Origin of the sequence: Streptomyces sp. MS19 (assembly GCF_047200595.1) — a bacterium.
Classification (GTDB): Bacteria; Actinomycetota; Actinomycetes; order Streptomycetales; family Streptomycetaceae; genus Streptomyces.
Genome location: NZ_JBJZOH010000015.1, coordinates 74670 through 94328 on the forward strand (window position 1 = coordinate 74670; position 19659 = coordinate 94328).

Sequence of the window (19659 nt, forward strand, 5' to 3'; positions counted from 1 at the left end):
CGCAACACCCTCTCACGTTTCAGTCCCTCCTTCGCCGCCCCGCTGTCCGCTCCCTGCCCGTCCGTCCCCTCTGTCCCCCACCCGTCTCCGGCGCGGTCATCCGGGGCCGGGTCAGCGCAGGGCGTGCCTGGCCTGCGCGCGGCGCGGCGGGACGCCGGTCAGGGCCGTCACGACCGGTTCGAGCGCCGTGCGGATCTCCTCGCCGACGCTGCGGAAGTACGGCAGCGGCGCGCCGTACGGGTCCTGCACCTCGTCCGCCTCGGCCGTGGGCGCGAGCAGCCAGCCGCGCAGGGCGGCGGCGGCCCGCGCGAGGGCGCGGGCGCGTTCCACCAGGCCCTCGGGCGACTCGGCGGCCGGCAGCGTCGCCATGTCGATGGCGCGCACGAGGCGCGTGAACTCCTTGAGCGTGAACGTCCGCAGCCCCGCCGAGTGCCCCATCGAGATGACCTGCGCGCGGTGGTCCCGGGTGGCGGTCAGGACGAGGTCGGCCTGGACGACGTGCTCGTCCAGCAGCTCGCGGCCGGTGAAGCCGCCCGGGTCGGCGCCGTACTCGGCCAGCAGCTGCGCGGCGTGCTCCTCCATGGGCGCGCCCTCGTGCCCCCATGTGCCGGCGCTCTCCACGACGAGGCCGCGCGCGAACGGGCCGAGCCGCTCGTCGAGCGCCTGGCGGGTGAGGCGTTCGGTGATCGGGGAGCGGCAGACGTTGCCGGTGCTGACGTGGAGGATGCGGAAGACGCGTGCCGGGGTGCCGGCCGCCTCGGCCGCCCGTATGCCGGTGGCCGCGTGGCTCCCCGGCGGCGGAGGGGGTGGGGGCGGCGGAGGTGGAGGCGGGCTCAACGGGACGTCTCCAGATCGGGAACGACCTTCCGCAGCTCCTCCTCGCTCACCGCCCCGGCGCGCAGCAGCACCGGTACGCGACCGGTGACGTCGACGATGGACGACGGCACGGCGTCCGGCGTCGGCCCGCCGTCGAGGTAGACGGAGACCGCGTCGCCGAGCATCTCCCTGGCGGCGTCGCAGGTCTGCGGCGGGGCGTGGCCGGTGAGGTTGGCGCTGGAGACGGCCATCGGGCCGAACTCCTTCAGCAGCTCGATCGCGACCGGGTGCAGCGGCATGCGGACGGCGACCGTGCCGCGCGTCTCGCCCAGGTCCCAGGCCAGCGACGGCTGGTGGCGCGCGACGAGGGTGAGCGCGCCTGGCCAGAAGGCGTCGACCAGTTCCCAGGCGCGCTCGCCGAAGTCGGTGACGAGGCCGTGCAGCGTGGTGGGCGAGCCGATGAGGACGGGCGAGGGCATGCTCCGGCCGCGGCCCTTGGCGGCCAGCAGGTCGCCGACGGCGCCGGGCGAGAAGGCGTCGGCGCCGATGCCGTAGACCGTGTCGGTCGGCAGGACGACCAGTTCGCCGCGGCGGGCGGCGGAGGCGGCCTCGCGCAGGCCGTTCTTGCGATCGACGGCGACGGAGCAGTCGTAACGACGTGCCATGGGTGAAGTGTCTCCTCTCACCGTTGCCGGGTTTACCGCGCGACCCGGCGGGCGGTGGCGAACCTGGGCCTGTTGTTGAGGTCGGGATGGTCGGCGGCGTCGGCCCAGCCGCGGTCCTCGGTGAAGATCCACGGCACCTGGCCGCCCTGGGTGTCGGCGTGCTCGACCACGACCATGCCGCCGGGGCGCAGGAGCCGGTGGGCGGCCCGTTCGAGGCCCCGGATGACGTCGAGGCCGTCCTCGCCGGAGAAGAGCGCGAGCTGGGGGTCGTAGTCCCTGGCCTCGGGCGCCACGTACTCCCACTCGGTGAGGGGGATGTACGGCGGGTTGGAGATCACCAGGTCGGCCTGGCCGGTCAGTTCGGGCAGGGCGGTGCGCGCGTCCCCGTGGTGGAGGACGACGCGGCTGCCCTCCGCGTTGCGCCTGGCCCACTCCAGCGCCGCCTCGTCCAGCTCGACGGCGTGGACGCGGGAGCGCGGCACCTCCTGGGCGAGCGCGAGGGCGATGGCGCCCGAGCCCGTGCACAGGTCGATGATCAGCGGTTCGGCGACGTCCATGGCGCGGACGGCGTCTATGGCCCAGCCGACGACCGACTCGGTCTCCGGGCGCGGGACGAACACCCCGGGGCCCACCTGGAGTTCGAGGTAGCGGAAGAACGCGCGCCCCGTGATGTGCTGGAGCGGCTCGCGCGCCTCGCGCCGCGCGACGGCCTCCCAGTACCTGGCGTCGAACTCGGCGTCGGGCACGGTGTGCAGCTTCGCGCGCTCGGTGCCGTGCACGTAGGCGGCCAGCTCCTCCGCGTCGAAGCGCGGCGAGGGCACGCCCGCGTCGGCCAGCCGCTGGGTGGCGCGGGCGACCTCGGCCAGCAGCACGGACCGTGACGGGGGCTGGGACGGCGGCGGGGACGGGGACGATGCGGTCACGGAGCCCACCCTACGCACCCGCCGTCACTGCGCCGCCGCCAGCTTCGCCGCGGCGTCGGCGTCCACGCAGGCCTGGATGACGGCGTCGAGGTCGCCGTCGAGCACGTGGTCGAGGTTGTACGCCTTGAAGCCGACGCGGTGGTCGGAGATGCGGTTCTCCGGGTAGTTGTACGTGCGCACGCGCTCGGAGCGGTCCACGGTGCGGACCTGGCTGCGGCGTGCGTCGGACGCCTCGCGGTCCGCCTCCTCCTGCGCGGCGGCCAGCAGGCGGGCGCGGAGGATGCGCAGGGCCTGCTCGCGGTTCTGGAGCTGGCTCTTCTCGTTCTGGCAGGACACGACGATGCCGGTCGGCAGGTGTGTGATGCGCACGGCGGAGTCGGTGGTGTTCACGGACTGGCCGCCGGGTCCTGACGAGCGGTAGACGTCGATGCGGAGATCGTTCGGGTTGACGTCGATGTCCACGTCCTCGGCCTCCGGGAGCACGAGCACGCCCGCCGCCGAGGTGTGGATGCGGCCCTGCGACTCGGTGGCCGGGACGCGCTGCACACGGTGGACGCCGCCCTCGTACTTCAGCCGCGCCCAGACGCCCTGGCCGGGCTCGGGGGTGCCCCGGGACTTCACGGCCACGGAGACGTCCTTGTAGCCGCCGAGGTCCGACTCGTTCCCGTCGAGGATCTCGGTGCGCCAGCCGACGCGTTCCGCGTACCGCAGGTACATCCGCAGGAGGTCGCCGGCGAAGAGGGCCGACTCGTCGCCGCCCTCGCCCGCCTTGATCTCCAGGATGACGTCCTTGTCGTCGCTCGGGTCGCGCGGGACGAGCAGGAGGCGCAGCTCGTCGGTCAGCTCCTCGCGGCGCGCGGTCAGCTCCTTGACCTCGGCGGCGAAATCCGGGTCCTCGGCGGCCAGTTCGCGGGCGGCCTCGATGTCGTCGCCGCAGGACTTCCAGGCCCGGTAGGCGGTGATGACCGGGGTCAGCTCGGCGTAGCGCTTGCCGAGGCGCCGGGCGGCGGCCTGGTCGGCGTGCACCCCCGGGTCGGCGAGCTTCCGTTCGAGGTCGGCGTGTTCGCCGATGAGTTCCTCGACCGCCTCGAACATCGTGCGTGCTCCTGGGCTCGTGTGGGTGCGTCTCGTGGGGGTGCGTCTCGCGGGGCCCGCGCGGGCGGGGACGCGAACGGCGCCGGTCCGGCCGCTCACGAGGGGAGCGGCCGGGCCCGGCGCCGTCGGGGTCGCTACTTGCGGGCGGACCCGGCGTTCTTGCCGAAGCGCGCCTCGAAGCGGGCGACGCGGCCGCCGGTGTCGAGGATCTTCTGCTTGCCGGTGTAGAACGGGTGGCACTCGGAGCACATGTCGGCGCGGATGCTGCCGCCGTCGATGGTGCTGCGGGTGGTGAACGTGGCGCCGCAGGTGCAGCTGACCTGGGTCTCGCCGTACGCCGGGTGGATGTCGCGCTTCACGGTCTCTCCTTGGTTCGGGAGGGCTCCGGGTCGGTACGCGGGCGCGTGCCGTGAACCGGGGCCGACGCTCCAGTCTGCCAGGACTGTTCCCGGCAGCCAAAACGGGGTACGCGCCTGAGCTATTCCCCCGCGTCCAGGGCCGCCCGCGGCTCCCCCGTACCCGCCCTGACGCTCTGGACGGTCCCCTCGCGCGCCGCCGAGTCCCGCAGCGCGGACTCGGGCACGGGCCGGTCGTCGCGCAGCGCGCCCCACACCGCGCGCGCCTGCCGTTCCATGGGCACCACGCGGTTGGGGTCGAGCGGGTCGTACGTGACGGGCAGCGTCGCCATCTCCAGGTCGTCCGAGCCGATGCCCTGGAACGTCCTGCCGAGCGCCGCCAGCTCGGAGACCGAGCCGAGGTCCTTGTCGGTGGTGACGGTCGAGGTGGCGGTGTCGGCGAGGTCGTAGAGCCGCTTCGGGTCGGTGACCAGGCCGAGGCCGCTGACCTGGTCGGCGAGCGCCTGGAGGAACGTGTGCTGGAGCTGGATGCGGCTGAGGTCGCTGCCGTCCCCGACCGCCTTGCGGGTGCGGACGAGCGCGAGAGCCTGCTCGCCGTCGAGGGTGTGCGTCCCGGCCGGGAGGTCCAGCTTGCTGTCGCGGTCGTCGATGGCCTGGGTCGTCGTGATCTCGACGCCGCCCAGCGTGTCGATGAGGCGGGCGAAGCCCTTGAAGTCCACTTCGAGGTAGTGGTCCATGCGCAGGCCGGTCAGCTCCTCGACGGTCTTCACCGCGCACGCGGGGCCACCGACCGTGTACGCCTCGTTGAACATCGAGCGGGGCCGGGCGGGTGCGGTGCCGCCGCCGGTGCGTTCGCAGGAGGGACGGCTGACGAGGGTGTCGCGCGGTATCGACACGACGGTGGCGGCGTCCCCGGCGGCGTTCACGTGGACGACCATCGCGGTGTCGGCGCGGGCGCCCGGCTCGTTGCCGTAGGAGCCGTTCGCGCCCGCCCGGGAGTCGGAGCCGAGGACGAGGAGGTCCATCGACCCGTTGGGGCTGTCCTCGGGGCGGTCGGCGCCGAGCGCGGAGTCGATGTCGATCTGCGAGATGTTGCCGTCCAGCTTGACCCACAGCGCGGTGACGCCCGCGCCGCTGACCAGCAGCAGCCCGGCGAGGGCCAGCAGCACCGCGCGCAGGACCCGGCTCCGGCGGCTGCGCGGCGTACCGCGGCGCCGGCGGCGCGGGAGGCGCTGCCGCCTGCGGGTGCCCGGTCCGTCCGGTTCGCCACTCATTCATCCATGCTGCCCCCGTGGGGCGGGGGGCGCTCGTCGATCTTCCGGGGCGCGCGGCACGGCACGCGTACGCCCCCGGTCCGCGCGGGGCCGGGGGCGTACGGGTGGTGCGGGGTGGAACGGGGTGGTGCGGGTCAGTCGCCGCTCGGCGTCGGCGTCGTCTTCTGGATCTGGAGCAGGAACTCGGCGTTGCTCTTGGTCTTCTTCATCTTGTCCAGGAGCAGTTCGATGGCCTGCTGCTGGTCCAGCGCGTGCAGGACGCGGCGCAGCTTCCAGACGATGGCCAGTTCCTCGCTGCCGAGGAGGATCTCCTCCTTGCGCGTGCCGGACGCGTCGACGTCCACGGCGGGGAAGATGCGCTTGTCGGAGAGCTTCCGGTCGAGCTTGAGCTCCATGTTGCCGGTGCCCTTGAACTCCTCGAAGATCACCTCGTCCATGCGCGAGCCGGTCTCGACCAGCGCGGTGGCCAGGATGGTCAGCGAGCCGCCGTCCTCGATGTTGCGCGCGGCGCCGAAGAACTTCTTCGGCGGGTAGAGCGCGGCGGAGTCGACGCCACCGGACAGGATGCGGCCCGAGGCGGGCGCGGCCTGGTTGTAGGCGCGGCCGAGACGGGTGATGTTGTCCAGCAGCAGGACCACGTCGTGGCCCAGCTCCACGAGGCGCTTGGCGCGCTCGATGGCCAGTTCCGCGATGGTGGTGTGGTCCTCCGAGGGCCGGTCGAAGGTCGAGGAGATGACCTCGCCCTTGACCGCGCGCTGCATGTCGGTGACCTCTTCGGGACGCTCGTCCACGAGGACGACCATCAGGTGGCACTCGGGGTTGTTGTGCGTGATCGAGTTGGCGATCGACTGCATGATCGTGGTCTTGCCGGTGCGCGGCGGGGCCACGATCAGGCCGCGCTGGCCCTTGCCGATGGGCGCGACGAGGTCGATGATGCGCGGGATCAGGGCGCCCGGGTCGTTCTCCAGGCGCAGGCGCTCCTGCGGGTACAGCGGCGTCAGCTTGTTGAACTCGGGACGGCCGCGGCCCTGTTCGGCCGACGTGCCGTTGACCGAGTCGAGGCGGACCAGCGCGTTGAACTTCTCGCGGCGCTCGCCGTCCTTGGGCTGGCGGACCGCGCCGGTGACGTGGTCGCCCTTGCGCAGGCCGTTCTTGCGGACCTGGGCGAGCGAGACGTACACGTCGTTCGGACCCGGCAGGTAGCCGGAGGTGCGGACGAACGCGTAGTTGTCGAGGATGTCGAGGATGCCCGCGACGGGGATCAGGACGTCGTCGTCGGTGATCTGCGGCTCGACGACCTCGTCACGGCCGCGCCGCCCGCGGCGGTCGCGGTACCGTCCGCGGCGTCCGCGGCGGCCGCCGTCGAAGTCGTCGTCACGGTCGTCGTCGCGGCGCCTGTCGCGGTCCCTGTCACGCTCGCGGTTGCCGTCGCGGTCACGGTCGCGGTTGCGGCCCTGGCCCTGGGCGTTCTGGCCGCCCTGGTTGTTGTTCTGGTTGTTGTTCTGGTTGTTGTGCTGACCGCCCTGGCCGCCCTGGCCGCCCTGGCCCTGCGCGCCGCTCTTGTCGCGGCGGCCACGGTCGCGGTCGCGGTCACGCTTGGGCTGGCGCTCCTGCTGGCCGTCGCCCTGGCCCTTGCCACCCTGCTCGGCGGCGGGGGCCGGCTCGGCGCGGTCCGCGGTCTCGGGGGCGGCGGTCGCGGCCTTGGCCTCGCCCTGCCCCGGGATGTCGATCTGCTGCGCGGCACCGGACTCCTCACCGGTGCGGGCGCGGGAGGTGGCGCGGCGCCTGGGCTTCTCGGCGGCCTCGGCGGCGGGTCCCGCCTCACCCGCCGGCGACGGCGCGCCGCCGGCCTGCTTCTCCTTGATGACCTCGATCAGCTGGCTCTTGCGCATCCGCGCCGTGCCCCTGATCCCCAGCTTCGCCGCGACCTGCTGCAACTCGGCAAGCACCATGCCCTCAAGGCCGGTGCCGGCGCGCCGGCGCCGGGGCGCGGCGGAGGCGGCAGGAGCGTCCGTGGCGGACGCGGTGGCAGCACCGGCGCTCTTGCCGGCGGTGTCGGCACTCACGCCCATCAGATCGGTGGTGTCGCTCACTAAGGGTCCTTCCCTGGAGCGGACGTCGGCCTGTCTGGCTCGGCGACCGGTCGTGCTGTCCGGCTGCGGCCCTGTGCGGTGGACCGGCCGGTGCGGTAGATCCCGCCCGCTCACTGCGCGCGGCGGAGGATTCGATTCATGAGTGGTGCGCGGGGTCGCGGACTGCTTCCGCCGCACCGGACTCCGGAGCGTGCTCGGCGCTACCAGGCAGGCTGCTCAGGCAGATGAGTGGAGGCTCCCGGAGGAAGAGGTGGCCCCAGAAAGGTGACCCCGGAATTCCGCACCGGACCCGTCGGGTGGTAGGTGCGGACTTGAGATTAACACTACCGGACGTCGCGTTCATTCCCCCTCTCGACGACTTTTCGGCGGCGGGCCCGCCGCGGGGTCACCGGCCCTGCCCGGCCAGCGGGAGGACGCTGGCGCCCGCCGTGTCCAGGTCCAGCCGGTTCGCCGTCCAGCCGTCACCGGCCAGCCGGGCGGTCTTGTCGGCCTGGCCCTCGTCGGCCAGCGCCAGCACGGTGGGGCCCGCGCCGGAGATCACGGCGGGCACGCCGTCCGAGCGCAGCCGGTGCACGAGGGCGGCGCTCTCCGGCATCGCCGGGGCGCGGTACTCCTGGTGCAGCCGGTCCTCGGTGGCGGGCAGCAGCAGCTCGGGGCGCCTGGTCATGGCCTCGACGAGCAGCGCGGCGCGGCCCGCGTTCGCCGCCGCGTCCACGTGCGGGACGGTGCGGGGCAGCAGCCCCCTGGCGGTCTCGGTCGCCAGCGGCCGTGACGGGACGAAGACGACGGGGACGACACCGGGCGCCGGGTCCATGCGCACGGCCCGCACCGCGCCGCCCTCGCCCCAGGCGAGCGTGAAGCCGCCGAGGAGGCAGGCGGCGACGTTGTCGGGGTGGCCCTCGATCTCGGCGGCCAGCTCCAGCAGCGCCGCGTCGTCGATCCGGCTCTCGCCGCCCGTGGTCACCGCGCGGGCCGCGACCAGACCGGCGCAGATGGCCGCCGAGGAGGAGCCGAGGCCGCGCCCGTGCGGGATGCGGTTGGCGCAGACCACCTCAAGGCCGCGCGGCTGCCCGCCGAGCGCGTCGAACGCGGTGCGCAGCGAGCGGACCAGGAGGTTGCCCTCGTCGCGCGCGACGGTGTCCGCGCCCTCGCCCGCGATGTCCACGTCGAGGCCGCTGTCGGCCACCCGGACGACCACGTCGTCGTACAGGCCGAGGGCGAGGCCCAGCGCGTCGAAGCCGGGGCCGAGGTTGGCGCTGGTCGCGGGGACGCGCACCCGTACGGCGGCGGCGCGGAAGGCGGGATGGGCCATCGCTGGATGACTCTCCTTGCTGAGACGTGCGGCCTTGCTGAGACGTGCGGCGCGCCCCCTGGACGTGGCGCGCACGGCGGCGGCGACACGCGGGACGTGCGGCGCGGGGGGAGCCCCGCCACGCGGGCACGGCACGGGCGGCGCACCGCCCGGGGGACGAAGGCCAGCGTATCGAAGGAAGGTTCAGACGCGATACAGGGCTGCCAGGTGTCGTCCCGCCACGCCCCCGGTCAGGCCAGGCCGAGGCGTTCCGCGGCGGCGTCCGCGTCCACCGGGACGGTGACGGGGCGGGGGGCGCCGGCCACGGCCCAGTCGGGGTCCTTCAGCCCGTTGCCGGTGACCGTGCAGACGATCCGCTGCCCCGGATCGACGAGGCCCAGCTCGTGCGCCTTGAGCAGTCCGGCGACGGACGCGGCGGAGGCGGGCTCGACGAAAACGCCCTCCTGCGCGGCCAACAGCCGGTAGGCGGACAGGATCTGACGGTCAGTCACCTCGTCGATGAAGCCGCCGGACTCGTCGCGCGCCCGCTCGGCGAGCGTCCAGGACGCGGGGTTGCCGATGCGGATGGCGGTGGCGATCGTCGTGGGGTCCTTGACCGGCTCGCCGCGGACGAGGGGGGCGGAGCCGGAGGCCTGGAAGCCCCACATGCGGGGGGTGCGGCCGGCGGGCCCGTCGGCCGCGTACTCCCCGTAGCCCTTCCAGTACGCGGTGATGTTGCCCGCGTTGCCGACCGGCAGGACATGGATGTCGGGGGCGTCGCCGAGCATGTCCACGATCTCGAACGCGGCGGTCTTCTGGCCCTCGATGCGCACCGGGTTGACAGAGTTGACAAGTGCCACCGGGTACTTCTCGGACAGGCCGCGGGCCAGCGTCAGGCAGTCGTCGAAGTTGCCGTCCACCTGGAGGATGCGCGAGCCGTGCACGAGCGCCTGGCCCATCTTGCCCAGCGCGATCTTGCCCTGCGGCACGAGGACGGCGCACACCATCCCGGCACGCACCGCGTACGCGGCGGCGGAGGCGGAGGTGTTGCCCGTCGAGGCGCAGATGACGGCGCGGGCGCCCTCCTCCTTGGCCTTGGAGATCGCCATGGTCATGCCGCGGTCCTTGAAGGAGCCGGTCGGGTTCGCGCCCTCGACCTTGAGGTGCACCTCGCAGCCGGTGCGCTCGGAGAGCACCTGGGCGGGCACGAGCGGCGTACCACCCTCACGCAGAGTCACCACCGGAGTGCCGGCCGTGACCGGGAGCCGGTCGCGGTACTCCTCGATGACGCCCCGCCACTGGCGGCTGGTGGCGGAGATGGCGGGTGAGTTCATGACGATCGTGCCCTTCGTGTTGGCTGCGCCGCGCACGGCGCTACTCCCCTTCGACGCGCATGATGCTCGCGACGCCGTGCACCGTGTCCAGTTTCCGCAGCTCCTCGACGGTCGCCGAGAGCGCGGCATCGGGAGCCCGGTGCGTGACGACGACGAGCTGCGCCTCGCCGTCCTTGCCGGTCTGCCGCACCGTGTCGATGGACACGCCCTGATCCGCGAAGACCATGGCGCACTGGGCGAGCACGCCCGGTTTGTCGGCCACGTCGAGACTGATGTGGTAGCGCGTGACGACCTCGCCCATGGGGCCGACCGGCAGCGCCGCGTACGCCGACTCGCCGGGGCCGCGGCCGCCGCTGAGCCGGTTGCGGCAGGCCGCCACCAGGTCGCCGAGCACAGCCGACGCGGTGGGCACGCCGCCCGCGCCGGGACCGTAGAACATCAGCTGGCCCGCCGCGTCCGCCTCGACGAAGACGGCGTTGTACGCCTCGCGCACCGACGCGAGCGGGTGCGTCAGCGGGATCATCGCCGGGTGGACACGCGCGGTGACGGACCGGCCGTCCTCGGCCCGTTCGCAGATCGCCAGCAGCTTGACCGTGCAGCCCATCTTGCGGGCGCTCGCGATGTCGGCGGCCGTGACCTCGGTGATGCCCTCGCGGTGCACGTCGTCGAGCGAGACGCGGCTGTGGAACGCGATGCCGGCCAGGATCGCGGCCTTCGCGGCGGCGTCGAAGCCCTCCACGTCGGCGGTCGGGTCGGCCTCGGCGTACCCGAGGGCGGTGGCCTCCTGGAGCGCCTCGCCGTAGCTCGCGCCGCTGGACTCCATGCGGTCGAGGATGAAGTTGGTGGTGCCGTTCACGATGCCGAGGACGCGGTTCACGTTGTCGCCCGCGAGGGACTCGCGCAGCGGGCGCAGCAGCGGGATCGCCCCGGCGACGGCGGCCTCGAACCAGAGGTCGGCGCGGTGCGCGGCCGCGGCGGCGTGCAGGGTCGGGCCGTCCTGGGCGAGGAGCGCCTTGTTCGCGGTGACGACGCCGGCGCCGTGCTCGAACGCGCTGGTGAGCAGCGTCCTGGCCGGTTCGATCCCGCCGATCAGCTCGACCACGACGTCGATGTCGCCGCGCGCCACGAGGCCCGCCGCGTCGGTCGTGACCAGCTCCGGCGCGACACCGCCGCGCACCCGGTCGGGGCGGCGTACGGCGACCCCGGCCAGTTCGACCGGCGCGCCGATGCGGGCGGCGAGGTCGGCGGCGTGCGTCGTCATCAGGCGGGCGACCTGGGAGCCGACGACCCCACAACCCAGCAGCGCCACCTTCAGCGGACGGCTTCGCACCATGCGACCTCGCCTTTCAGCTTCTTCTCCGGCCCCCGCGGGGCCCTTCCAGTCTCACGCACCGGGCGCGGCCCCCCGCCGCACGTTCACTATGCGGACTGGGGGGCGCGCGGCCCGTTCAGCCGACGTCGAGCCCGAGGAGGTCGTCCTCCGTCTCGCGGCGGACGATGACGCGGGCCTCCCCGTCCTGCACCGCGACCACGGGCGGGCGGGGCGTGTGGTTGTAGTTGCTCGCCATCGAGCGGCAGTACGCGCCGGTGGCGGGGACGGCGATCAGGTCGCCGGGCGCCAGGTCGGCGGGCAGCCAGGCGTCGCGTACGACGATGTCGCCGCTCTCGCAGTGCTTGCCGACGACGCGCACCAGCATCGGCTCGGCGCCGGAGGCGCGGGAGACGAGGGCGACGGAGTACTCGGCGTCGTAGAGGGCGGTGCGGATGTTGTCGGACATGCCGCCGTCGACGCTGACGTACGTCCGCAGGCCGGGGAGCGGCTTCACGGTGCCGACCTCGTACAGCAGGAACGCGCCGGGACCGACGATCGCCCGGCCCGGCTCGACCGACAGCCGGGGCACGGCGAGGCGGGCCGCCTCGCACTCGCGGGCCAGGATGTCGCCGAGGGTCTTGGCGATCTGGTGCGGCTCGGCGGGGTCGTCGGCGGAGGTGTAGGCGATGCCGAGGCCGCCGCCGAGGTCCACCTCGGGCAGTTCGACGCCGTGCTCGTCGCGGATGGCGGCGAGCAGGCCGACGACGCGGCGCGCGGACACCTCGAAGCCCGCCATGTCGAAGATCTGCGAGCCGATGTGCGAGTGCAGCCCGGCCGGCTCCAGGGTCCCGGGGTGCGCGAGGACGCGGCGTACGGCCTCGGCGGCGGTGCCGTCGGCGAGGGCGAGGCCGAACTTCTGGTCCTCGTGCGCCGTCGCGATGAACTCGTGCGTGTGCGCCTCGACGCCGACCGTGACGCGGATCAGCACCCGCTGCCGTACGCCGTGCCGCTCGGCGGCGGCGGCCACGCGGTCGATCTCCTGGAGGGAGTCGAGCACGATGTGGCCGACGCCGGCGGCGACGGCGCGGTCGATCTCGGCGAGCGACTTGTTGTTGCCGTGCAGCGCGATGCGCTCCGGGGGGAACTGCGCGGCCAGCGCGGTGGCCAGCTCGCCGCCCGAGCAGACGTCGAGGTTGAGCCCCTCCTCGCGCAGCCAGCGGACGACGGCGCGCGACAGGAACGCCTTGCCCGCGTAGTACACGTCGGCGCCGGTGCCGAACGCCTCGCGCCAGGCGCGGCAGCGCGCGCGGAAGTCGGCCTCGTCCAGGACGTACGCGGGGGTGCCCTGCTCGGCCGCCAGGCGGCGCACGCCGATGCCGCCGACGCGGACCTCGCCGTCGTCGCCGCGCGCGACGGTCAGGGACCAGACGCGGGGGTCGAGGCGGTTCAGGTCGGCGGGCGGCGCGGCGTAGTGCCCCTCGGGCAGGACATCGGCGTGACGGGGCCCGGCGGGGTGGGCGGAACGGCTCATGGGTCTTCTCTCTCACATGTCACATGTGGTCGGGCGCGCTGATGCCCAGCTGGCGCAGGCCGTCGGCGAGCACCGTCCCGGTGGCCTGGGCGAGGGCCAGCCGGGCGCGGTGGACGGCCGAGGGTTTCTCGTCGCCGGCGGGCAGGGCGGCGTGGCCGTGACCGGTGGCGGCGGAGGCGCGGGCGACCCGGTCGAGCCAGCGGGCGGGGCGGGCGGGGGGCCGTTCCCCGAGGAGCGTGAGCAGGGCACGTTCGGCGGGGGCGTACGCGGTGGCGTCGGGCGCGGGCGTGACGCCGAGGGCGCGGGCGCCGTGCGTGACGGCGCGGGCGCGGGCGTGGGCGTACCGGACGCGGAAGAGGGGGTTCGTGTCGCGCTGGACGAGCAGGGCGGGCCCTGGCGCGGTGCCCGTCGCCTCGGCCCAGCGCGCGGCGTCGCGGGCCGGGTCCTCGGGCAGCGGGGCGGGGCGGGGGCGGGCGAGAAGGTCGGCGAGGAGGCCGCCCTCGTCGTCCACGGCGATGGTGAGGAACGCGCCGCCGGTGACCTCCACGGCCCGCACACCCGCGACGTCGAGCAGCCCGTCCCGCAGGACGCGGGCCACCTCGGCGGCGGGGCGCCCGGCGGGTCCCGCGAGGCGCAGCGCGATGGGGGTGGCCCAGCCCGTACGGCCGTGGGGCGCGCGCCGGAGCGCGACCCAGTCGTCCCCGGCCACGACGCCGAGGCCGTCGCGCGCGGTGCGCAGGACGGCGGCGGAGAGCTGGGCGGGGGTCACGGAGCAAGCGTACGAGAGGCCGGGCGGCCCTCGGCGCACAGCGTCCGCACCAGGCCGACCAGCTCGGCGGGCTCGAACGGCTTGGCCAGCACCGCGTCCACCCCGCCCGCGCACGCCCCCGCGCCCGTGCTGGCGCTCACGACGACGAGGGGGATGGCGAGGGTCCGCGGATCGAGCCGGAGGCGGTCGACGGTGCGCAGGCCGTCGAGCCGGGGCATGGCGAGGTCGAGGGTGATCACGTCGGGCCGGAAGGCGTGGACGGCCTCCAGGCACTGGGCGCCGTCGGCGGCGGTCATCACCTCGAAGCCGTCGAGTTCGAGGTTGACCCTGATCAGCTGCCGGATCACCTGACTGTCGTCGACGACAAGGACCCGCCCGGAAGCGCCTGGCACACAGCCAGGGTAAGCGCGTACCCCGCCCCCCGTCCGGGCTTTGGCGCACTTCTACCCGGTGGTAGCGCACCCCGCGCGCCCGTGCGGAAACCGGGGTGCGGACCCATCGCACCGAGCTGGTAAGGTTCTTCCCGTCGCCCGAGGGCGACGGAAGCGCCCCCGTAGCTCAGGGGATAGAGCAACGGCCTCCGGAGCCGTGTGCGCAGGTTCGAATCCTGCCGGGGGCACCCAAGCCCAGGCGCCGAAAAAGCTGTCTGACCAGCTGCGACGGGCAGAAGAACGCAGTGCCGTTGTACGCAGCGGAGTGCCGCTGGAAGCAGCTCCAGGACACGGCTCGCGGGACATACGCGGGATCGGATATAGCTGACACTTCGGATATCACCAGAAATAGCAGACACCCTCGGATGAATACCCGAGGGTGTCTACTGTGACCTCTGTCACATGGCTTTGGGCTTGTGTCCGGCGTATCCGGCGTGCAGGTCGATGTACTCCCCCAGCAGGCGCTCGATGCGCTGGTTGACCACGGCGTGACGTCCGTGAAGGCACTTGGCGTACCGAGTCAGCAGGACTTCCACCGTGTTGCCGGCGCGTTCGGCCACCTCCGTCGGGTCAGCTCCGGCGTTCAGCCAGGTCGAGAGCGCGGAGTGCCGCAGGTCGTACGGGCGGCCCGCGAGGGGGCTGTCGGCAAGGCCCGGCGGGAGCGCCAGTTCCCGGGCCTCGGACCAGACCCGCGAGTAGGTGGAGGACCCGACCAGGCCGCCGCGCTCGTTGAAGAAGATCCTGCCGTCGTCGGCCGCGCCGAACGTGTCGGTGCTCCAGCGGAGCATCGACACCAGCACCGGCGGCAGGGGCACCGGGCGGACCTCTTCCGGGTCACGGTTCTTCAGACCCCGGTCGTCGTGCACGGAACCGGTCCGCGTCCACTTCTTCCCCGCCGTCGGACGCGTCCGGTGGAGGTAGGCCATACCCCAGCCCTCGGCGGGCAGTTCGCAATCCTGGACCGCCAGGCCCACCGCTTCGGCCGGGCGCATGCCCGCGTAGTACATGCAGCCGTACATGGCCACCAGACGTCGCCCTCTGGCCCGCTGATAGCCACCGACGTAGGAGACCGCGTCGACGAGGTTCCGGACCTGGAGCGGGTTGGCGACGACACGGGGATCGACGACAGCGATGCGCGACGGCTTCTGCCAGGTGACCGCGTGGACCGGGTTTGCCTCGAACACCTTGCGCTCCACCGCGTAGCCGAGCGCGTTCACCAGAATCTTGCGCTTGCGCTTCACCGTCTCGCTGGCCGCCGCCGAGCCGTCCAGCTTGAGCCGGAGAGAATCCAGCACCCGCCGCATGACATCAACTTGCGCGAGATCAGCCAGGGGCGGCGAGTTCTCCGCCACCCAGGCGATCACCGCCTTCATCTCCGGCGGGACGTCCCGTTCGGACGGTCCCGGAAGGACGAACGCCCAGTCTCTCAGAGCCCGTTGCAGCACTTCCTCCGCTGGACGTCCCGGCCCTTTGGGCAGCAAAGCCTTAGTGACGGCGGTGAGGCCCTCATTGATATCATCACGATAATTAGGTGCCGCATGCGGCCACTTCATACGCAAGTATTCCAGCGCGAAAGCGAACCATGTGACAGCGGGCGGCTTCTCCTCCATGGAAGGTGGAAATCCGGTCTCCGTGTCGAATTGTTCACCATTTTCCAACGCTGCAAGCAGTCGTGAGTGAAACCTCTCCGCGAGCCGTTTGCTGCGCCGCGTTCGTGATACCTCCCGACCACCCACAGTCCATCGAACTTCGTAGGTATCTTTCCCGGCGCGCGTTTTGAGCCTGATAGACCATATGCTGACATCCGTCGTCTTCACAGGCCGTACTTCTCTCTGCCTTCCAGCCACGACTCGAAGGCGCTTCGCCACACGCGCAACTCGCCGTTCGGCAGCTTCAACGCAGCGGGCCCGACACCCAGCTCGCGCCATCTGTAGAAGGTTCGGCGCGAAGTTCCCTTCAACTCGGCCAAGACCTCCGGCACGGTCATCAATTCATCATCCCGACCATTCTTTCTCACCGGCAACCTCCGTCGAATATTCCGGCACGGAAAGAAGACAAAAAAATCGGGACTACCTGCCGCAGCACGTCAGGAACAACGAAGAAACGCAAAACGATTCCTTACCGGTGAGGGGTAAGCCCATTTTCGGCACGCCCTGAAGGCGGCGTCTGCCATCCGCCTCCGGGCAGCCGACGCGGACCCCTCCATGGTTAGGAGATTCGACGGTTTCTCGAACCGGCGACCATCAGCTACATTGCGCTGCCTCGACTACGGCCTCGGGGAACATCGGTTCAGCGGTTAAACACTAAGCCGGTGATCATGGCGCCTAGCACAGGTGACGGGCCTGGCGGCGAGGTTCGGCGGAAAATTCCTGAGCGGCTCCGGGCGCCGATAGCTTCGCGCTCATGCCAGTGGAGTTCATGACCGACGAACAGGCGGCGTCGTACGGCAAGTTCAACGAGGAGCCGACCCAGCCGCAGCTGGAGCGGTTCTTCTTCCTGGACGACGAGGACCGCAAGCTGATCGCGAAGCGGCGCTGGGACCACAGTCGGCTCGGATCGCTCTCCAGATGTGCACGGTGCGCTACATCGGCCGGTTTCTCCCGGACGACCCACTGGACGTGCCGTGGGTCGTGGTCGAGCACCTGGCCGAGCAGCTCGGCATCGAGGACGTCTCGTGCGTGAAGCGGTACACCGAGCGCAAGCCGAGGGCGTACGAGCACGCGTGGGAGATCCGGGACGCCTATGAGTACCACGAGTCGAGGATGCGGAGTGGTCGCGGCGGTTCCGCACCTTCCTGCACGGGCGGGCGTGGACGCACGCAGAGGGGGCGGTGGCGCTGTTCAACCAGGCGGTGGGCTGGCTGCGTCGTCACCGGGTACTGCTGCCCGGGGTGTCTGTGCTGGCCCGGCAGGTGTCGGAGGCGCGGAAGGTCACGGAGAAGCGGCTGCACGCTACGGTCGCGGGGGCCGCGCGGCGGGCGGACCCGGCACTGCCCGGGGAGCTGGTGGCGACGCTGAAGACGCCGGAGGCTCGCGGTTCTCGGAGCTGGAGCGGCTGCGCCGGCCGCCGGCGCCCGCTGCGCGACCCGGACACACCGGAGCTGGACGAGGACGACGACGGCACCGTGCAGGAATGAGCGGTGGCGGCTCTACCCCTGGTCCGCGCGGGCGCGGGTACCGGGGAGCGGCAGCAGACGGGGGACCGCCCGGACGTACACGATCATGCCGATGACCTCGACGAGGGTCTGGGTGACCACGACAACCGCGGCGACGGCGAGGGTGTCGGGCAGGGCGAGGGCGAGGGGGAGGACGACGAGGGAGTTGCGGGTCGCGCCGGTGAACACGATGGCCCGCCCGTCGGGGGCGGTAAGGCGGAAGAGGCGGGCGACGCCGAGCCCGGCGAAGGCCATCACGAGCAGGAACAGGACGTAGAAGGGCACCACCTTGGCCACGTCCGTCAGGCTGTCGCCGAGCTTGGGGACCTGGGAGGCCACCACGGTCATCAGGGTCGCGGCCATCAGCGGGACCATGGTGGTGCCCATCGCGTCGGCAACCTTCTGCCCGGCCGTCCTGCGGGCGGCCCACGCCTGGGTGAGCCAGGCCAGGGCGAGCGGGATGACGATCAGGATCAGGAACGCTTCGAGGAACGGCCCCGCCTCCACGACGTCGGCCAGGCCCGATCCCATGAACAGCAGCAGGAAGACGGGCAGCAGGATCATCTGGGCCAGCAGGAGCAGCGGGGTCGCGGCCAGGAGGCGCTGGCTGCTGCCTCCGGCGAGGCCGGAGAAGACGATGACGTAGTCGACGCACGGGGCCAGCAGGACCAGCAGCACGCCCAGGCGGACGGCTTGGTCGGCGGGCAGGAACGGGAACATGGCAGCGACGACCAGCGGCACGACCACGAAGTTGACCACCAGTGTGGCGGTCAGGAACCGGCCCGCGCGCAGCGAGCGGAGCAGGTCGGCGGCGGGTACCTGGAGGAAGGTGACGTAGAGCAGGACGGCGAGCACCGGGTTGATGGCGTGCTCCAGGCCGGGACCTGCGCCGGGGGCTACCCAGCCGACCAGGCCGCCGGCTGCCAGGGCGCCGATGTAGACCGCGACTTGATGGCGTTCCATGGCTTCGACCAGGCCGGATGACTGCGACAACGGACGTGCTCCTTGCTCAGGGACGGGCGAGACGGGGGAAGGACCGGGCCGCGCAGGCCCCGCGCCCGGGAAGTGGACGGCATCCGGTCAGGCCGGAGGCTCGGCGGGAACGCGGCTGAGGAAGGCGCACTGCGGGTCGCAGCGGTCCTCGCGGTCGGGCAGCTCGTCCAAGTGCTCCACGGCTTGGTGGAGGGAGGCGGTGAACGCGGCCAGCTCTGCCGCCCGCCGCTCGGCCTCCTCGATCCGGGCTACGACCCGCTCGCGCAGGTCGGCCTTCACCTCCTGGCAGGCCCGCGCTTGCCACACCCCGAGCAGCTCGGCGATCTCCTCCAGCGGCAGGCCCAGGTGCTTGGCCGCCGAGATGAACGCGAGGCGGTCGACCGCGTCCTGCCCGTACAGGCGGTAGCCGGCCGGGGTCCGCTCGGCGGGCAGCAGACCGGCGGTCTCGTAGAACCGCAGGGTGGTCGCCGGGACACCGCTGCGTGCCGCGAGCTGGGAGATCCGCATCGTGCTCATCCCCCGACCGTAAACCTTCCACCTGACTCGAAGGTCAAGCCCTCTCGCTCCGACCCGTGATCTTCGACGGCTCGCCCGACACCTTGCAGCCGCACCCGTCTTCGCCTGCGGTCTTCGGCCCGCAGGAACAGGAGCCGCGGCGCTGTCCAAGCCACCAGGTCCCGGCGGCGAGCACGGCCAGGACGACCGCGAGCGCAGGCAGCCAGCCCACCAGCGCCCCGGCCCCCGCGCCGAGGGCCCCGGCCGTGATCAGGACCGGGAGCGCGCAGCACGCCACGCAGGCCAGCGCGGCCAGGCCGCCCAGGGCCTTCGGGGCGCGGTGGGGGCGCGGGTCGGCAGCAGGGTCCGGCATGGCGGTTCTCCTCGGCGAGGCCGGTGAAGGGAATGGGGCAGCAGGCACTTCCGGCGCACACGGTCAGGTCGTCGCACCCGGCCTCGACGGCAGCGGTCAGGGCAGTGCGGATGGTGGTGGGGTCGGCGAGCTTCGCCGCGGCCCGCTCCTGGAGCCCGGCAACGGGACGGCCGTGCCGGTGACGGCCCGCCTCCAGCAGCTCGGCGACCTCCTCCAGCGTGAACCCGAGCCGCTGCGCCGCCTTGATCACCCGCAGCGCTGTCACCGCGTCCTCGCCGTACAGGCGGTGCCCGCCGTTGCTGCGCTCCGGCTCGGCCAGCAGCCCGCGCCGCTCGTAGTAGCGCAGCGTCTGGACGTTCACCCCGGCCGCCTCGGCGACCTGCCCGCTGCGCAGCCCCGCGCTCACCGCCGGCCACCGGCCACCGGCGGTGGCGGTCCGGGCCGCCAGGGCGTCCAGGACCGCGGCGTGCTCCTGATCCACCTCGATGTCCAGACCGATCAGGTCCCCGCCCGGGGTGACGGTGAAGGTGAAAAACGGGCAGCAGCCGCCCTCCCGCCCGGCCAGATCCCGCACCCGTTCCTCGACGCCGGGGCCGTCCGCGAGGTCCAGGCGCAGCCGCAGCGGGCTGGGCCGCGACACCGCGGTCAGCCGCTCGGCGAACAGCCCGTCCCACTCCGCGACCCGCAGGGGTCGCTCCTCGGTGGGCAGCCTGCAGGACTGCGGCACCCAAGCGGCGAAGTGACGACATAACCT

The 19659-nt window shown here is 72.8% G+C and carries 18 protein-coding genes, 1 tRNA gene and 1 pseudogene; 2 read left to right on the plus strand and 18 right to left on the minus strand.

What is annotated here, in order from left to right:
• Window positions 1-111 precede the first annotated feature (111 nt).
• The 13 genes from ACL02R_RS16860 to ACL02R_RS16920 form a co-directional block, all read right to left on the minus strand.
• On the minus strand, window positions 112-771 hold the full coding sequence (locus ACL02R_RS16860) for a protein-tyrosine-phosphatase (RefSeq protein ID WP_412797785.1): 660 nt from the start codon (window positions 769-771) through the stop codon (window positions 112-114).
• 62 nt (window positions 772-833) lie between these two features.
• Window positions 834-1481, minus strand: a complete 648-nt coding sequence (locus ACL02R_RS16865) for an L-threonylcarbamoyladenylate synthase (protein WP_412797734.1) — start codon at window positions 1479-1481, stop codon at window positions 834-836.
• Window positions 1482-1513: 32 nt separating this feature from the next.
• Window positions 1514-2404, minus strand: coding sequence for a peptide chain release factor N(5)-glutamine methyltransferase (gene prmC, locus ACL02R_RS16870; RefSeq protein ID WP_412797735.1), 891 nt, complete (start codon window positions 2402-2404; stop codon window positions 1514-1516).
• A gap of 24 nt (window positions 2405-2428) precedes the next feature.
• On the minus strand, window positions 2429-3499 hold the full coding sequence (gene prfA, locus ACL02R_RS16875; RefSeq protein ID WP_412797736.1) for a peptide chain release factor 1: 1071 nt from the start codon (window positions 3497-3499) through the stop codon (window positions 2429-2431).
• A 134-nt stretch (window positions 3500-3633) separates the two neighbouring features.
• Window positions 3634-3858 (minus strand): 50S ribosomal protein L31, encoded by a 225-nt coding sequence (rpmE, locus tag ACL02R_RS16880; RefSeq protein WP_362965508.1) that lies wholly within the window; start codon window positions 3856-3858, stop codon window positions 3634-3636.
• Between the two features lie 119 nt (window positions 3859-3977).
• Entirely contained in the window at window positions 3978-5129 is a 1152-nt protein-coding gene (locus tag ACL02R_RS16885; RefSeq protein WP_412797737.1) for an LCP family protein, read from the minus strand.
• A 134-nt stretch (window positions 5130-5263) separates the two neighbouring features.
• Window positions 5264-7222, minus strand: a complete 1959-nt coding sequence (gene rho / locus ACL02R_RS16890) for a transcription termination factor Rho (protein WP_412797738.1) — start codon at window positions 7220-7222, stop codon at window positions 5264-5266.
• A 385-nt stretch (window positions 7223-7607) separates the two neighbouring features.
• Window positions 7608-8534: a homoserine kinase gene (gene thrB / locus ACL02R_RS16895; protein ID WP_412797739.1), complete on the minus strand. Its 927-nt coding sequence runs from the start codon at window positions 8532-8534 to the stop codon at window positions 7608-7610.
• Window positions 8535-8764: 230 nt separating this feature from the next.
• The gene (thrC, locus tag ACL02R_RS16900) at window positions 8765-9847 is read right to left on the minus strand and encodes a threonine synthase (RefSeq protein WP_412797786.1); all 1083 of its coding nucleotides are present in this window, start codon (window positions 9845-9847) and stop codon (window positions 8765-8767) included.
• Between the two features lie 40 nt (window positions 9848-9887).
• Complete coding sequence (locus tag ACL02R_RS16905; protein ID WP_412797740.1) at window positions 9888-11180, minus strand: homoserine dehydrogenase; 1293 nt, start codon at window positions 11178-11180, stop codon at window positions 9888-9890.
• Window positions 11181-11295: 115 nt separating this feature from the next.
• Complete coding sequence (gene lysA, locus ACL02R_RS16910; protein ID WP_412797741.1) at window positions 11296-12690, minus strand: diaminopimelate decarboxylase; 1395 nt, start codon at window positions 12688-12690, stop codon at window positions 11296-11298.
• A 19-nt stretch (window positions 12691-12709) separates the two neighbouring features.
• Window positions 12710-13459, minus strand: coding sequence for a DALR anticodon-binding domain-containing protein (locus ACL02R_RS16915; protein ID WP_412797742.1), 750 nt, complete (start codon window positions 13457-13459; stop codon window positions 12710-12712).
• Window positions 13456-13851: a response regulator gene (locus tag ACL02R_RS16920; protein WP_412797743.1), complete on the minus strand. Its 396-nt coding sequence runs from the start codon at window positions 13849-13851 to the stop codon at window positions 13456-13458. The genes ACL02R_RS16915 and ACL02R_RS16920 overlap by 4 nt, the downstream gene beginning before the upstream one ends.
• Window positions 13852-14006: 155 nt before the next feature.
• Here ACL02R_RS16920 and ACL02R_RS16925 point away from each other — a divergent pair.
• Window positions 14007-14078 (plus strand) — tRNA-Arg (locus ACL02R_RS16925).
• 210 nt (window positions 14079-14288) lie between these two features.
• Here ACL02R_RS16925 and ACL02R_RS16930 read toward each other — a convergent pair.
• Together ACL02R_RS16930 and ACL02R_RS16935 are read right to left on the minus strand one after the other, a co-directional pair.
• Window positions 14289-15707: a tyrosine-type recombinase/integrase gene (locus ACL02R_RS16930; protein WP_412797744.1), complete on the minus strand. Its 1419-nt coding sequence runs from the start codon at window positions 15705-15707 to the stop codon at window positions 14289-14291.
• Window positions 15704-15877, minus strand: a complete 174-nt coding sequence (locus ACL02R_RS16935; protein ID WP_412797745.1) for a helix-turn-helix transcriptional regulator — start codon at window positions 15875-15877, stop codon at window positions 15704-15706. Before ACL02R_RS16935 ends, ACL02R_RS16930 begins: the two co-directional genes overlap by 4 nt.
• Before the next feature lie 416 nt (window positions 15878-16293).
• Between ACL02R_RS16935 and ACL02R_RS16940 the strand changes: the two are divergent.
• A pseudogene (locus ACL02R_RS16940) lies at window positions 16294-16959 on the plus strand (DUF4158 domain-containing protein); the annotation flags it as partial.
• A 79-nt stretch (window positions 16960-17038) separates the two neighbouring features.
• Here ACL02R_RS16940 and ACL02R_RS16945 read toward each other — a convergent pair.
• From ACL02R_RS16945 to ACL02R_RS16955, 3 genes are all read right to left on the minus strand, one after another.
• Complete coding sequence (locus ACL02R_RS16945) at window positions 17039-18007, minus strand: arsenic resistance protein (protein WP_412797787.1); 969 nt, start codon at window positions 18005-18007, stop codon at window positions 17039-17041.
• Window positions 18008-18124: 117 nt separating this feature from the next.
• Window positions 18125-18553, minus strand: a complete 429-nt coding sequence (locus tag ACL02R_RS16950; RefSeq protein ID WP_412797746.1) for a MerR family transcriptional regulator — start codon at window positions 18551-18553, stop codon at window positions 18125-18127.
• On the minus strand, window positions 18550-19632 hold the full coding sequence (locus tag ACL02R_RS16955) for a MerR family transcriptional regulator (RefSeq protein ID WP_412797747.1): 1083 nt from the start codon (window positions 19630-19632) through the stop codon (window positions 18550-18552). The genes ACL02R_RS16950 and ACL02R_RS16955 overlap by 4 nt, the downstream gene beginning before the upstream one ends.
• Window positions 19633-19659: the final 27 nt, after the last annotated feature.

Excerpts from the sequence above, each read along its gene's own strand:
- ACL02R_RS16865 (WP_412797734.1), bottom strand. The coding sequence starts at position 1,481 with ATGGCACGTCGTTACGACTGCTCCGTCGCCGTCGATCGCAAGAACGGC.
- prfA (WP_412797736.1), bottom strand. The coding sequence starts at position 3,499 with ATGTTCGAGGCGGTCGAGGAACTCATCGGCGAACACGCCGACCTCGAA.
- ACL02R_RS16885 (WP_412797737.1), bottom strand. The coding sequence starts at position 5,129 with ATGAGTGGCGAACCGGACGGACCGGGCACCCGCAGGCGGCAGCGCCTC.
- thrB (WP_412797739.1), bottom strand. The coding sequence starts at position 8,534 with ATGGCCCATCCCGCCTTCCGCGCCGCCGCCGTACGGGTGCGCGTCCCC.
- thrC (WP_412797786.1), bottom strand. The coding sequence starts at position 9,847 with ATGAACTCACCCGCCATCTCCGCCACCAGCCGCCAGTGGCGGGGCGTC.
- ACL02R_RS16905 (WP_412797740.1), bottom strand. The coding sequence starts at position 11,180 with ATGGTGCGAAGCCGTCCGCTGAAGGTGGCGCTGCTGGGTTGTGGGGTC.
- lysA (WP_412797741.1), bottom strand. The coding sequence starts at position 12,690 with ATGAGCCGTTCCGCCCACCCCGCCGGGCCCCGTCACGCCGATGTCCTG.
- ACL02R_RS16935 (WP_412797745.1), bottom strand. The coding sequence starts at position 15,877 with ATGACCGTGCCGGAGGTCTTGGCCGAGTTGAAGGGAACTTCGCGCCGA.
- ACL02R_RS16945 (WP_412797787.1), bottom strand. The coding sequence starts at position 18,007 with ATGGAACGCCATCAAGTCGCGGTCTACATCGGCGCCCTGGCAGCCGGC.
- ACL02R_RS16950 (WP_412797746.1), bottom strand. The coding sequence starts at position 18,553 with ATGAGCACGATGCGGATCTCCCAGCTCGCGGCACGCAGCGGTGTCCCG.